This is a genomic window from Alteromonas sp. CyTr2 (assembly GCF_947311905.1).
GTDB classification, from domain to species: domain Bacteria; phylum Pseudomonadota; class Gammaproteobacteria; order Enterobacterales; family Alteromonadaceae; genus Alteromonas; species Alteromonas macleodii.
On record NZ_CAMZMZ010000059.1, the window covers coordinates 1 to 12,724 of the forward strand.

General features: G+C 40.3%; 19 protein-coding genes and 1 pseudogene. 1 reads left to right on the plus strand and 19 read right to left on the minus strand.

Annotated features, from left to right (window positions below; translation table 11 throughout):
• Nucleotides 1–185: 185 nt before the first annotated feature.
• The 19 genes from QME20_RS19055 to QME20_RS19145 all read right to left on the minus strand — a co-directional run bounded on the left by QME20_RS19055 (nt 186) and on the right by QME20_RS19145 (nt 12,136).
• Nucleotides 186–314 (minus strand): hypothetical protein, encoded by a 129-nt coding sequence (locus tag QME20_RS19055; protein ID WP_281716458.1) that lies wholly within the window; start codon nt 312–314, stop codon nt 186–188.
• A gap of 116 nt (nt 315–430) precedes the next feature.
• On the minus strand, nt 431–1,480 hold the full coding sequence (locus QME20_RS19060; RefSeq protein ID WP_281716459.1) for a DUF2157 domain-containing protein: 1,050 nt from the start codon (nt 1,478–1,480) through the stop codon (nt 431–433).
• 78 nt (nt 1,481–1,558) lie between these two features.
• Entirely contained in the window at nt 1,559–2,104 is a 546-nt protein-coding gene (locus QME20_RS19065; RefSeq protein WP_281716460.1) for a hypothetical protein, read from the minus strand.
• Between the two features lie 46 nt (nt 2,105–2,150).
• On the minus strand, nt 2,151–2,297 hold the full coding sequence (locus QME20_RS19070; RefSeq protein WP_281716461.1) for a hypothetical protein: 147 nt from the start codon (nt 2,295–2,297) through the stop codon (nt 2,151–2,153).
• Between the two features lie 132 nt (nt 2,298–2,429).
• Complete coding sequence (locus QME20_RS19075) at nt 2,430–2,654, minus strand: hypothetical protein (protein WP_281716462.1); 225 nt, start codon at nt 2,652–2,654, stop codon at nt 2,430–2,432.
• A 14-nt stretch (nt 2,655–2,668) separates the two neighbouring features.
• A complete protein-coding gene (locus QME20_RS19080) occupies nt 2,669–3,073 on the minus strand; it encodes an MAPEG family protein (RefSeq protein WP_281716463.1) in 405 nt (134 codons plus the stop codon).
• A gap of 24 nt (nt 3,074–3,097) precedes the next feature.
• A complete protein-coding gene (locus QME20_RS19085; protein ID WP_281716464.1) occupies nt 3,098–4,039 on the minus strand; it encodes a hypothetical protein in 942 nt (313 codons plus the stop codon).
• A gap of 54 nt (nt 4,040–4,093) precedes the next feature.
• Complete coding sequence (locus tag QME20_RS19090; protein WP_281716465.1) at nt 4,094–4,375, minus strand: hypothetical protein; 282 nt, start codon at nt 4,373–4,375, stop codon at nt 4,094–4,096.
• Between the two features lie 126 nt (nt 4,376–4,501).
• Complete coding sequence (locus QME20_RS19095) at nt 4,502–4,819, minus strand: DUF6419 family natural product biosynthesis protein (RefSeq protein ID WP_281716466.1); 318 nt, start codon at nt 4,817–4,819, stop codon at nt 4,502–4,504.
• A gap of 176 nt (nt 4,820–4,995) precedes the next feature.
• Complete coding sequence (locus QME20_RS19100; RefSeq protein ID WP_281716467.1) at nt 4,996–6,027, minus strand: serine hydrolase domain-containing protein; 1,032 nt, start codon at nt 6,025–6,027, stop codon at nt 4,996–4,998.
• A 98-nt stretch (nt 6,028–6,125) separates the two neighbouring features.
• Nucleotides 6,126–6,584 (minus strand): hypothetical protein, encoded by a 459-nt coding sequence (locus QME20_RS19105; protein ID WP_281716468.1) that lies wholly within the window; start codon nt 6,582–6,584, stop codon nt 6,126–6,128.
• Nucleotides 6,585–6,846: 262 nt separating this feature from the next.
• Complete coding sequence (locus tag QME20_RS19110; RefSeq protein WP_281716469.1) at nt 6,847–7,314, minus strand: nuclear transport factor 2 family protein; 468 nt, start codon at nt 7,312–7,314, stop codon at nt 6,847–6,849.
• Nucleotides 7,315–7,451: 137 nt separating this feature from the next.
• Entirely contained in the window at nt 7,452–7,850 is a 399-nt protein-coding gene (locus tag QME20_RS19115) for a hypothetical protein (RefSeq protein WP_281716470.1), read from the minus strand.
• 48 nt (nt 7,851–7,898) lie between these two features.
• The gene (locus tag QME20_RS19120) at nt 7,899–8,222 is read right to left on the minus strand and encodes a hypothetical protein (protein ID WP_281716471.1); all 324 of its coding nucleotides are present in this window, start codon (nt 8,220–8,222) and stop codon (nt 7,899–7,901) included.
• Nucleotides 8,223–8,372: 150 nt separating this feature from the next.
• Nucleotides 8,373–8,867: an AAA family ATPase gene (locus QME20_RS19125; RefSeq protein ID WP_281716472.1), complete on the minus strand. Its 495-nt coding sequence runs from the start codon at nt 8,865–8,867 to the stop codon at nt 8,373–8,375.
• A 162-nt stretch (nt 8,868–9,029) separates the two neighbouring features.
• Nucleotides 9,030–10,049, minus strand: a complete 1,020-nt coding sequence (locus QME20_RS19130; protein ID WP_014998281.1) for a hypothetical protein — start codon at nt 10,047–10,049, stop codon at nt 9,030–9,032.
• A 75-nt stretch (nt 10,050–10,124) separates the two neighbouring features.
• On the minus strand, nt 10,125–10,790 hold the full coding sequence (locus QME20_RS19135) for a hypothetical protein (protein WP_281716473.1): 666 nt from the start codon (nt 10,788–10,790) through the stop codon (nt 10,125–10,127).
• Between the two features lie 75 nt (nt 10,791–10,865).
• A complete protein-coding gene (locus tag QME20_RS19140) occupies nt 10,866–11,480 on the minus strand; it encodes a hypothetical protein (protein ID WP_281716474.1) in 615 nt (204 codons plus the stop codon).
• 203 nt (nt 11,481–11,683) lie between these two features.
• Nucleotides 11,684–12,136, minus strand: coding sequence for a hypothetical protein (locus tag QME20_RS19145; protein ID WP_281716475.1), 453 nt, complete (start codon nt 12,134–12,136; stop codon nt 11,684–11,686).
• 225 nt (nt 12,137–12,361) lie between these two features.
• Between QME20_RS19145 and QME20_RS19150 the strand changes: the two are divergent.
• A pseudogene (locus QME20_RS19150) lies at nt 12,362–12,649 on the plus strand (transposase); the annotation flags it as partial.
• Nucleotides 12,650–12,724: the final 75 nt, after the last annotated feature.

Genomic DNA, 12,724 nt, shown 5'->3' on the forward strand with positions numbered 1-12,724 from the left:
TTCCGGCCATTTACTTTCTCCAGCTAAAGTTCAATTATATCCTTAACTGGACTGGTCAACTCAATTAAACCACCTCAAGTAGGTTAATTAGATCACCACTGTAACTACACCACCAGCTTAGTTATTCAGAAACTTCAACACCAATAGCCATAACAGACTGTCCATCTTTGATGGCTGGCATTTGATTAACCATCATAACCGTGCCCAAGCCCGAAGCCGCCGAGTACGCCGTAGTCCAAGTACAGCAGCCAAAGATGATGGGAAGAGATACCTATCGAGCCAACAATAAAATCACCGCCCCACAAAAAAGCCACAACCACGCCTACAAAACGAGGCCCTACTTTTTGTGGCAGAGCAACTAGCGTAATGGATACTACTATTTTGCGGGTTGTAAATCTGAATCTTCTGCAGTTTCTGGCTATTGATTCGCTTATCTAGCTTTATTAGCTAATAGTTCCTGTAGCGCTTTCGGCAGTATCGCTTGCGCACTCTTTGTTATGCGAGCTTCATTCTTTTGCCACCAAATTCCCGAATATACGACGCCTAAACCAATCGCTGATAGCGCCACTGGGAAAAGCCAACTATCTTCAAAAACGGTAGAAGCAAGATGACCTAAATATAAACAGCATCCCAAAGCACCAAATATGACAAATACACGTCGAACCAACAGAGCACCAGCGCCAATCATGGCAAGGTTTATACAGAAATAGACAAATTTAGACAGTTCGCTGTCTGAATCTTGGCTGGTAAGGCCGCCCCAAAACGCTAAAACGCCGAAAAGATAAAGCCAAAACGCGTAATCTGCTGTGTTTCGCGCCCTGATGTCCACCCAGAACGCCAATAGCGTCATCAACGCGCCAAAGTACATCGACACAAGTGCTCGGAATTGCCACGTGTAGTTGTTCCATAAGTCCTCATGGTCAATAATGAGCATCACAGCGTCCATACTGATATACCAGAGCGTTACCGCAATCGGCATTATTAAGAACGGGTATTTATATCGCCATGCTACGACAAGTCCAGTTACTAGCGTTCCAAGTTCCATATATAACCATAGCCATTTAATGCGGTGGTGAAACTGGCGAAAAACCGTATTGTCGTCGGGCCATAGCCCTAGCCATTGCTGCGCACCGTAGATAGCAATTGGCGTTAAACAAACTACGAACATGGCACAGATCCCTGCTGGTATTATTAAATGCTTACGCGCAAAGGAATTGGCAAGCTTTAAGCCCACGCCAGCATAAAGCATAGAGATAAATACGATGCCGGCACCACCAAATTGCTCCCAGCCTAAATTCATAAATAGAGTCATGGCGCCAATTGCAATAAGGCCACCTAAGTAGTACAGAATATGGGTGAAGGTAAAAGAGGGAGTATGCTGATTTTCTTCTTGGAAGAAATTGTACAGAGCAATGCCCTGTTGCTCGGAGATGATATTGTTAGCTACTGCTTTTTGAATACTGGCTTTAGATACTTCCATGTACTTCTCTAAATAAGCTTGAAGAGCTGAAGATTATTACTTTACTTTGTTATTGGTAAAAAGCCAGTCTAATAGAAGTTACTCGCTTCCTTTCTCGATATCTAATTCCGCTCTATCGATTAGCGTAAAATAGTCTTCATCAGCGTAAAGCTTTAAAAAGATAGACATTGTGATGCTTGTCATGTCATTTGCCGCCTCTTTAAACCCAGTATTGACGTGAAGATCAAAGCCCGTTGGCGATGCAGAACCCATAAACTCTTGAAGTTCAGTGAATTCTTTTATTGCGTCGGCACTTAACCCTAAAATGTACTCAGTTCGCGCTGGCGTTTTACTCAGCCATCCCGACTCGGCTGGCAGTGTTTTTTCTGAAATAACCTCAAGATTATACTTAAAACTTCTTTCTTGCTCTGAGGAGCTAACACCCAAAGTAAGCCAGGTGCTTTCTGGTTTTATTTCGGCTGGCTTGTCTAAGTGAATCTTCGTAAGTAAATGATTGGGGTCGAGTTCAACAAATTTCTCCTCATCAAATGAGCGAAACTCAAGCATTGTTGCAATAGGTATATTGGCGCAACTAACTACAAGCAAAGTTAATGAAACAACAAATAATTTTTTGATTCTTAACAACAGCGGCTTCCCTTCATTGGTTAATACAAGACATGTTCTAGCAATTCTAGACAGTTTTCGTCGTTTCTTTTGCAAAAGCTTTTTCAGATTTATTCCACGTTAAGTGGCCAAAAGCGATACCCGCAATGGGAAAGATGACCATCGCAATGGCGAGTCTCCCCCAGATATTTTCGGAAGGCTCGATAAAAGCCATAAGTAATGACCATAATAAACCGGTAGAGACTCCCCAGCCTAAAACGCCGTAAACTAGAACGAAGCGCTGCTTTCCTTTTTCTCTTATTCTCGCCCACTTTTCTAATTTTATTGCAGATATCCTTTTTCAATACTAAGCAATCATTGCAAGACAGACGAAAACCGCCACAAAGCTTACAAAACCAACAGCAACGGTCCTTCCCTCATCACGACCTGCTCTTGGATATTTTCCGAAGGTCAGCAATTTAAGTACCACATGGCCCGTGCCCTTCAAAACGAATTCCATAATAGCGTCTATGATAATCCACTTTACTACTCGAAGCATAAAGCGGCCCAGCGGTTCAAAAACTTCTTCCATAACCCTTACGCTCTTTAACCTAAAACCTGTTCTATAAAAAGCAACAACCACATTGCAAGAACGGCAACGAAGTTGATAGTAAACACCAAACCACGCAATCTAATATTGTCGGTAAATATTTGTACAAGACTATGCAGCACCCTGCCAATAACAAATACCCACGCAAGGAAGACTTGTGAATTGCTGATTGGCTCACCTAAGGCAATTAGCAAGGCGCAAACAGCGTGAAAAAATAACGGCCACTCAAACTGATTGCTAAGATTCGCACTTACTTTAGGCTGTATATCAGCAAACGGGTTTGAACCATCTTTGTTTTTCCCTACTCCCCATACCGAAGGCGCGCGAGCTAGCGTAAGAAATACGTAGAGCAATGCACAAAGAAGAATGTGCATAAACATAGCGGTTAGTAGATTGGACATTTTGGTTTAATTATCTCGTCGTTATCAAATTTCGTTAGCTATCAACGCTTGCTCGTTGGGGTAATCAACTATGAGTCTTAAGTACTGAAGCGCTGAACCTCCTAGTGCGCCATCAATGCGCCTATCCATCATCGAAGACATAAATTGGTGGAAACTACTGTCTGCTCTTCTTGTGAACCAAACTGGGCCAACGGTTTTATTTCCAATTCTTATATACGGAATACGAATCATGGGTTGATGAGAAAAATTACATGCATCCTCAATCACTAACCATTCCGGGTTAGACTTCACCCATTCATCGAATATTGAAGCGACAATGAAAGAAGTCGCAACTTGACCACCTTCTAGCCCTCCTTTTTCCATCGCCTCTGTCGATGGCCATGCCGAAGCACCTGAATCTAATAACATTGGAATCTGTCTGTCATTAACTGAGATATCGATACTTGGAAAAGCCATTGTATAACCACCATCCAGGCCCTTTTGAAATCCCAAAGGAACCGTCCAAAACTCAGTTGATGTAGGAGTTTCATCTAGCACTTCTACTTTTTTCTCAGGGTAATTAAAATCAATTACTTTTTCAGCATGCCAACGTCCGCCTAGCGTTCCGTCGCTTTTCGTAGTCGAACTAAATTCTTCGGATGGTACTACTTGTAATTTTCCAGCCCACCAATTATTCAATCCCGCCATGGGGATTGACGCTTCTGGATCAAACTGAGGCATATCAGTAACATCGATAACCCCATTTTCAGATTCTTTTTGACTTATCTCCCAACCATATTTTTCGCTAAGCTCTCGTGAGATCGCATTCCAACCACCACCAGTATCAGTAAAAAATGTCAGGGTAGTTCCGTCCGCGAGCTTAGGTTTTAGGTAAATTAAGTTATTCTTAAATTCGCTGGGTAATTCTTTAGAAAAACAAATAAAAGGGATTGATAAGATCAAAAACGATACTAAATGCTTCTTCATTGGCCTTCCTTTGGCGTTGTTTTTTATTTTTCCTGGGCAAAAAAGTAAATTCTTCTAGAACAACATTATGTCTTTGAACGCAATATTTAACATCAATAAAACAACCGAAGCGGTTCCTAAGGCCTTTTGCATATTAAGTAATTTGGCATTGGGTTGGCGTTTAGGCATTAAAAACTGTTTTATGTTTAGTTGCGTTACCAAAAACAGTACTGATGCAAGAAGCATTGAAATGAATAGCAGTGGCTGACTGCTTTGAAGCGTGGAATAAGCGAAAAAAAGAGGAATAACAGTAAATAGCGATAATACAATTCTGGCGGAAAGTTCATACTTGACCATAAATAACATCCTTGCTTTTGTAGGCGGCGAGTTTTTAAACTCTAGCGGTTGAAACAAAACGGGGCAACGTTTTTTTAATCCCTTTAATTATCCACTCTAACATCTGAATATTTGAATACTCAAACGTCAATCAACGCAACTATCATATCTTTGAAAACCTTTCGGCAGACCAAGTGCTAGACCGGTGAAAGAGAAAATAAAGATAATCGATATTACAGTTAATGCGGTAAAACTAGACTCGTTTATGTTTGGGCTGACAACTATCGAAAAGGTGTTGATACAAAGCAAAAGCAAGCTTATTTTTGAATACCCTTTAAAGCCTAAAACTCCAGCGAGGATAAGCATTAAAAACGAGCCCGCAACTGCCGGAGTAAATGGCGCAGCGGCCAGTAGCAAACGCAAAACCGATATAAGCACAGATAACATTAAGAAGAGTTTTTTCACGTTTTGTCCCTTTTTTGTCGAGCAGCTGAAGATATAAAATAACCACTAAAAGCATAGAGTGAAAACGGCGAATTAATAAACTAAGCACATAATAAAAACCGCTCTGTTGCCACCCATTATTTTCTAACTTGTAATGATTGGCCTACACTGAAAAAGCGTTGAACCAAGCCTACCATCTACTCGTTTTCTGCTTTTCTTAGTATTTTGAAGATTCGGCTAATTGTGATTTCAGACAAGTTCCACTCATAACCGTCAAAGTCAGTGGTATTGATAAATTGGACGACCACGGTATCGAGGTCTTTGTCATATTCTGCAAGGCTCTGGTAACCGATAACCAAGCCTCCATGCTCGAACACATAAGGGTAAAGTTCCGCTTCGCCTTCATTGAAAATAGCGCCGTTGTTTAGCGCTCGTAAGAACTTACCCACATCTTCTGCTGTCGCTAGCATACCGTATTCGCGCGCCTTAACATCTTCCTTGTAACCAACGTAATAGCCGCTCATCACGTCGTCTATATTGACTTCGCTCAATGAAAAATAGGTGTTGTTCAATTGAAGTGGAAGTAAGATGTTTTGCTTAATGTACGCGTGGTGATTGTACCCCAAAACCTTATCCATAATATTGCGAAGCAACAGATAGTTCGTGTTGGAATACTCATATCCATCGCCGGGCTTAAAACTCGCCGGAAGATCTAGCGCGAAGTCGAGCGCTCGCTTGCCGTTTTCCGGTTCGTTCTCCCAGTAGGCAGCATTATCGGTAAAGTTAGGTATTCCTGACTTATGCTGCACCATCATTTTAAGCGTTATTTTTTCTGAATGCTCAATTCTGTCTTTGAGTTCGGGTAAATGATCAATAAGTAAATCGTCTAGGGATAGTCGCTGTTCTCGCGCCATTTTCGTGATAGCCACAGCGGTGTACAACTTACTGATACTGGCAATTTTAAACAAAGAGTCGGGGGCAGCGGGTATTTTGTTATCTCTATCTTTCCAGCCTGCTGTGTAAAAAGCTGGAGGTTTTCCCGCCTCATCCACGTAGACAATTATGCCGTCAAAGCCGTGGCTAATAGCCTCATCAACTTGTTCTTGCACTGTGTGTGGCAAAGGTAGGATCCAGGCTTTAACCAATATCCACGGAACGAAAAACAAGGAAACAATAGTACTGACTAGCAGAAGAAGCCTGATGATGGCTGTTCTTCGGTTCTTCGTCATTTTACCCCGTCCTTAAAACTCGGCCTAATATTCTGTAAAAATGTGCTTGTCGGTGTCTTCATTTTGGCGTCGACGCACGATTAGCTTTAACATCTTCGCTAGTCAAACAGCGCGAGGGAGTCTAGTTTAAAATGATAAACTGAAAAGGAATCACCCTCTTCTTTTAGAGTAATGGTTAGTACTGCATCTCCATTCTCATATATGGCTGGAACAGTATAGGTAACAAACGTTCCTGAACCACCAGATGTTAGTGCTCTGGACGTAACTGTATTGAATTGATATTCGCCAATTTCAACTAACGCCCCCATCTTTGATAGCGCCTTTATAAGCCTTTTAAGGTCATCTTCATTGATATTTTCTACTTCAGACGGAGTGAGGTAACTCTTAAAGGTACCTAGCTCCCAAGAGGAGATGTCAGCAATTGCAGTATCCATGTAAGGAATTGCCGTTTTCTCGTATTCAGAAGATTTATAGCCCGACCAAACAGCAATAAGTACAAATAGACAGATAAGGATTAGAAGCGCAATTCCAAATCCTTTTAACAGCTTCTTAAACATACCGTTCCTTTAAAATGTAATAACCTACTTTCTAGCTAGAAAGCTCCCTGTTCTATCGCTGAGCTCTCATGTAATCGTTTCGAGAAGCAATGGGAATGTTAGTTATAGGCATTAGACACCACACAATCCATACTAGCAGTACCTGAATAAGAATTATACATGTAAAATCAAACCGATAAGAAGCGTCAATGCCTGGCGCATCACCGCGAAACTAAGCAACGACCGACGTCTCACCCCAACGCAACTTATCAGAATGTGAAATTTACTCATGGTACTTTCGAATTACAGCAATCTTACCGTTCTCTATTTCTAGTACTTCCATCATTACTTGACTGTATTCAATAGGCTGATTGTTTTGCGGATGCACGCCCTTGGCATAATTCTTATACCTGATAGCAATAGCAGAATGATTAAATGTAAAAACATCTAGCAGCTCAGCAATATATTCTGTGTGTGCGCCTAAATAGAACGTCATGCCCTCTCTCATTTGCTCCTTACCATCAGGTAATCGCGTATCGTCTATCACCCATGGCAAATGTGAATGACCAACATCATCCGCGAGTAAACTCAGGTGATTTTCAAGCTCAACTTTTGTAGCACCAGGGGCCTGAGTTGCAACCATTGTGTCGAAATACTGTTGGGCAAGCTGTTTAAGATCTATTTTAATATCTTCAGCCGATACCGTAGCTGACACTAGAAATAATAATGCTAAAAGTAGATTTATTTTCATTGAAACTCCGTTTCACTTATTTCATACATTTTATTTTTAATTTATGAGCTTTAGATGCGAAATTTTTAAACGCGCTATTCCATAGCTCGGAAAGTGCTTCAACCAATGAAAAACTTCACTTTTCACTAATGGGCCCCTTACTCAAAAACTACTGATTTTATTTTTGGCTCAGCTTCTAATTTTGACTTTAGGAGATGCACAAATTCATCAGTTTCCGATATGTGCGCTTTTCTAAGCAAAATTTCAATGAAAGACCTATGTTTATCAATTTGAATTAGCCATTTTTTCAGTTCTGATTCAGGATTATCATCCTCTTCGATAAAAACAGATGAGCCGACCAAGTATTTCTGGCCTTGAAACAAAACGTTACAGTACCAACCCCAATCTTCCATAAAAGGCGATGTTACACTGAACTCGCCATCGAATTGCTCTTTTAACCAAATAAGAAAAGATTCACCGTATATTGGATTTATCATATTTTCATGTTCTTTGGATAAATCGAACATGGCTGTTTTAAAACTAATTGCAACGTGCATTTGTGTCGTCTTTCCTAGCATCTACCAACCCATTACGGGAACATTCGCTTACCCGCGTGGCTTAACTTCAAAGTAGAATCCGTTGAATGCAGTAGCTGCGATAAAAAGTAAAACGATAATTTTTAAAACAAAACGGATATCATTTCGTTTTTTTACTAGCAGATCACTACCCGCTTCTTCACAAGCTTTGCCAAAAATTACAGGCCAAAGCTCTCCAAACATACCACGATATAAATCCACAAATTCTGGCTCACCCCAATGCTGCCAATGAAGTGGCGCCTCACTTTTCCATACATTAACGAAATCGGTAGCGCTTTTTAACAACGCCCAAATAGACAGAATAAAAAGACAAATGACCAGCGTTTGCAGCATGAGGATTCCTTGTAGCAGCTCCCTAAATAAGGGGGAATTGCACGTAAACTATACTTGGGAGCGTAGCGACCTGAGTCTTTGTATTATTGTTTCAGAGTGCGCAAACGAGTAACTATAGTGACTTATTATCTTTCAAGTTCCAAACTTTGCCTAACATTGCTCAGTTGGGACATTTTGCGTAATCATCTTTTTATGACCATGATAGCCATCATAAAACTGCTTATGTGCCGCATAAGAAAATGTATCGTTTCTTTCTGTATATTGCCCAATCCAATCAATAAGCATTGCTAAGTTGTCATCTTGGGCTTGCTTTGTTTTGTATTTATGGGGCTCCCAAGGTCTCGCCTTTGCGTTTGAAATGCAGGATTCAATGGGTAAGTTCATAAATATAATTTCAGTAGACTGCTGTTCTACAATTTTTAGTAAGTCTGTATAACAGCCTTCAATTACCCATTTGTCGTTGGAAGAAATAAAAGTCTTTATCTCTTCTTCAGAGTCATCAATAGGCTTTCTCTCAGGAGGGCTAGTAGGTTTCCACGCTAATGTATCTAGATCTAAATGAGCCAAACCTTGTGTTTTGCATAAGTGCTTTGCCAGCGTAGATTTTCCAGAACCAGAGTTTCCAAATATTAGAATTTTTGCCAAAACCATCCTCCTTAAATCAACTAATAAAATGCTGAACTAACACTGCGTTTTAAACGACCTGTAACAGTCCACGGCAACGTAGCCAGAAACTACCAAAAGGCCGTTAAAAGTGCACTAGCGCTTAAAGTTTTGACTGTGAAGACCCCCAACCGCGTTAACTTGTTAAGTTCGATGTAAATAGTTATTAAGCTCATCGACTAACTCAAGTGCTTCGCTTTTCGTTAAGTAAGGTACTTTTATCGTTCTAGCCCAAAAGAAACTTTTACCTGTTTTAGAACTCACTTCTGAAAAAGGCATAGCCAATAACGTGTTATCGTTTCGGTTTGGGATGGGAGTTAAAAACTCTACGTCCCGATACAAAGTTTCACTGTCTGGCGCTTTAACCTCACCTTTCACTTTTGCAGCAGCTATCAAGCCACACCATTTGTGGGAAAAGAAAACAATATCGCCTATATGAACATGGTGAACAAACCTTTTGGCGTCTCCATACGCCTCCAGACGACTATTATCCATCATCGACCAAATAGAGTCCTCATTCCAACTGCGATTTGTATCAAATAATACACCTTTTACATCACTTGGGTTTTTGTGCTTATCATAGGGAAGCGCAAAGAACTCAAAGTACTTTTCGCCAGCAAGTTCATAAATTCTATAGGGCAAGAAATCGATAGATATACCACTTTTCTTCCAGTAATCGACGGAAGATATTAATGAGTCATCCGCTGCACTGCCGATAACTAATAAGTGCTGTTTGTTATTAATTTCTTTAGGCTCTAATTGGTGCTCAAGACTGAAAGCCTCTCTGTGTGCTTCAACTAGCGACATGTCGCCTTTGCTATATTCTTTGAACTTATTTTCTAATTTTTGATAGCTCCATTGACCAGCATCTTGCGCATATCTTAGCGCTTGATGAACGGCATCTTTCCCGGCAGATGCACGCTTTAGCTCGAATATAACTAATTCGCCACTTTCATTCAGTGCATATATGTCAGCTTCTGCCTGCCATTGTCGTTCTTGAAACACCGGCATCAATCTAGCGTCTTCAAATAAGACGTCTAAAATACTGTTCGCAATTAAGTTTTCTAGATCTTTCTCTAATTTTCCAAAGCTAGAAAAGTCTTTGAACTCTACGGGTTCCAACTTTTCAAATACTTCTGCTTGTTCTTCTATTTTGTAGAGCATGCTTTGCATTCCTTTGAGTGAATAACAGGTAACAGCTTTGATACAGCCTTCTGCGGCTGCATCAAAGCTGCGATGTTAATTGACTTGTTGTATCTTACTTGACAGCCACTTGATAACTTCAGTTTTACCTACAGGAGAGTAGCGACTTAAATGAGGTAGGCCTGCTACGTAAATAGGACGTTCATTGATTTTGCAACTAAATCCCTTAACCGCCCAGTTTCCATGTCCTGACGGTAAATAATCTTCTTTGCCGCCGAACATAGAATGCAAGAAGCCGTAGGGTGAAACATCAGAGTTTCCGAAAGTTATTATAAGCTTTGGATTAACAACGCTTAAAATTGCCTCATGTACTGGCCAACATATTTCAGCTAATGAAAAGTTAATATCTGTAGCTTCGCGGCTCTGTAAGAATATTAAATTACTCGCACACACATCTCTGGTATTGATCCCAAGGTTTTCAAATACCCACTGAACTCTTCTTTGAAGAGGAGCTTCGCCACTTGCCCACACACCTTTATGATTTTCCCAACTCTCATCCAAGTAGGCGTTATTGGTATTTGTAAGCATTGAACAAATACTTTGTTCAACTGGCTTTCCGTTTGCGCCACCTGGATTGAAGCCGAGCAAGTAAACATCACTAGGCTTTAATGTTTCATGGCTACTATAGAGAACGCTTCCTGGTTCCTCTAGATATTCAGACAGCGCTTGTTTAGCAATAATAGGTATTTCATTTTTGGTCATTTTTTGCCTCGGAAAAAAATATAAAAATTTAAGCAGTAGAAAAAAGCTATCGCAGCACGTTCTTTTTCGCTCCAACTAACTAGTCACACGGTTATCGTATGTCTTTATATTCAATTTTAGTTGCTGCAAATATGTTTTGAGTTTTGCCGCGTTGCCACTTGGTATTAAAGACAAGACGAACGAGTCTGATCCATCGTCAATGCCAATAATTTCTAGCCCCATGCTTTTTGCACAGGTTGAGAATAAAAAGCCAGATTCACTAGATTCTAAGTAGTAAGATATATTGAACTGAGTTTGCATCATATCGTCCACCAGCTGTTTCGATATGCTGCAAGTAGAAAGTGCATTTTTAGATAAATCGTTTAATAAATCGAAGACATGTTGCGCATCCTCTCTCCAATCTACAATCACTACGCGGTTGATGCTTTTTAGACCTTCTATAATTACAAATGTAAGGTCAAATGAATTTTCAAAGGCTCCATCAAATCCGCTTTCTTCTAGTCCGTCTTTGTGTTTTAGTTTGTATGCATTCTTATCAGAAAGGTAAAGTTGAACGTCATTTACAACGGTTTGATTTCCATTGCCGATTATCTTCGCTAATGCAATTTCTGGGGAGTGGTTTTTCGGCTGATTTTCATTACAGCCTATAACAACAAGAGCAGTTATAACTATCAGTAATCTCTTCATCATTCCTTGATTCCAACTTGGTTTTATCCACTACAGTGAGCCTACATATATAGCGGATACCGACGTAAAAATAGCTAGTTAGACATACCCATAATGTAGACCCTTTTAGACAAAGATGCCTGTCTCGTTTAGTCCTGTGTCTTGTTAAGTCCTCGCTGGCACAACAGAGCCAGCGTTTAGTTTTTTAGAATTCAAAGACTATCAGATTATTGACGAGAACAAGTAGTTTTAGAACCCCCATTTTTAGTTAATAAAACTCTTTCATCCAACTGTATGATTTCTGAACCCGTGGCGGTTCCAATAATGGCTTCTTTCAATTGTTGAGGAAATTGTTCAGGTGGTAAATTGCGTCCATCTACAACAAAACGGGTAATAGTAAGCTTAGTGAATGACTCAAGTAATTCGTTTTTATTGAGCTCCCAAGTGCCTTGAGCTATAACATCGAATTCAGCCTCTGTACCCGACTCTTTCATACTCATTTCAAACATCACGTTTGAGGTGCCATTACTTACATACTCCACACTCCCCGTGAACTTGGCGCCATCGTCTTGTCCATTACATTCCCAATGGCCTTTTAATAGTTCCTGCTGACTTTTCGAGCAGCCCGCTAACATAATTAAACAAGCCACAAAAAAAGCGTTAGTCTTGCAAAGTGTCATAGTAATATCCTTTTATTGGTGTTCTGACAGATTAGTAATAATTATGGCAGCTTAAAAAGACTTTATTGAATTTTTTTGGCGCAAGAGAGTGAGCACAACAACGTAAGCAACCGTAAGCAAGACAGGCATAATTCGAAAACACCCAAACTGTCCCTTCGTACACTTTCTTTAATCTAAATACCTATTCAAACTGCTAATCGAGTTAATCAAAGTAGGACAGTCGCAGTGCCTAAAGCCCGAAAGTCTCAAATTAGTTTATCGGATACGCCCTATTACCATTGTGTTTCCCGCTGTGTTCGTCGTGCTTTTTTATGTGGCGAGGAAAACGGTAGAAGCTTTGAGCATCGTCGCCAATGGGTAGAAGACCGTATCCATATTTTAAGTGAGGTTTTTGCCATTGATGTATGTGCTTATGCGGTAATGAGTAATCATACGCACCTGGTATTACACGTAAACAAAGAGAAAGCAGACGCACTAAGTACAGAAGACGTGATTCAACGTTGGCATAAACTGACGTGGTCAACCAAAATTGACCAACCCAGTTAAGCTACTTTTTTCAATTTCTTCATGTCCGCCTCATATTGATTT

Excerpts from the sequence above, each read along its gene's own strand:
- QME20_RS19110 (WP_281716469.1), bottom strand. The coding sequence starts at position 7,314 with ATGAAAATAAATCTACTTTTAGCATTATTATTTCTAGTGTCAGCTACG.
- QME20_RS19075 (WP_281716462.1), bottom strand. The coding sequence starts at position 2,654 with ATGGAAGAAGTTTTTGAACCGCTGGGCCGCTTTATGCTTCGAGTAGTA.
- QME20_RS19105 (WP_281716468.1), bottom strand. The coding sequence starts at position 6,584 with ATGTTTAAGAAGCTGTTAAAAGGATTTGGAATTGCGCTTCTAATCCTT.
- QME20_RS19090 (WP_281716465.1), bottom strand. The coding sequence starts at position 4,375 with ATGGTCAAGTATGAACTTTCCGCCAGAATTGTATTATCGCTATTTACT.
- QME20_RS19060 (WP_281716459.1), bottom strand. The coding sequence starts at position 1,480 with ATGGAAGTATCTAAAGCCAGTATTCAAAAAGCAGTAGCTAACAATATC.
- QME20_RS19140 (WP_281716474.1), bottom strand. The coding sequence starts at position 11,480 with ATGATGAAGAGATTACTGATAGTTATAACTGCTCTTGTTGTTATAGGC.
- QME20_RS19130 (WP_014998281.1), bottom strand. The coding sequence starts at position 10,049 with ATGCTCTACAAAATAGAAGAACAAGCAGAAGTATTTGAAAAGTTGGAA.
- QME20_RS19135 (WP_281716473.1), bottom strand. The coding sequence starts at position 10,790 with ATGACCAAAAATGAAATACCTATTATTGCTAAACAAGCGCTGTCTGAA.
- QME20_RS19085 (WP_281716464.1), bottom strand. The coding sequence starts at position 4,039 with ATGAAGAAGCATTTAGTATCGTTTTTGATCTTATCAATCCCTTTTATT.
- QME20_RS19145 (WP_281716475.1), bottom strand. The coding sequence starts at position 12,136 with ATGACACTTTGCAAGACTAACGCTTTTTTTGTGGCTTGTTTAATTATG.
- QME20_RS19070 (WP_281716461.1), bottom strand. The coding sequence starts at position 2,297 with ATGGCTTTTATCGAGCCTTCCGAAAATATCTGGGGGAGACTCGCCATT.
- QME20_RS19120 (WP_281716471.1), bottom strand. The coding sequence starts at position 8,222 with ATGCTGCAAACGCTGGTCATTTGTCTTTTTATTCTGTCTATTTGGGCG.
- QME20_RS19115 (WP_281716470.1), bottom strand. The coding sequence starts at position 7,850 with ATGCACGTTGCAATTAGTTTTAAAACAGCCATGTTCGATTTATCCAAA.
- QME20_RS19100 (WP_281716467.1), bottom strand. The coding sequence starts at position 6,027 with ATGACGAAGAACCGAAGAACAGCCATCATCAGGCTTCTTCTGCTAGTC.
- QME20_RS19080 (WP_281716463.1), bottom strand. The coding sequence starts at position 3,073 with ATGTCCAATCTACTAACCGCTATGTTTATGCACATTCTTCTTTGTGCA.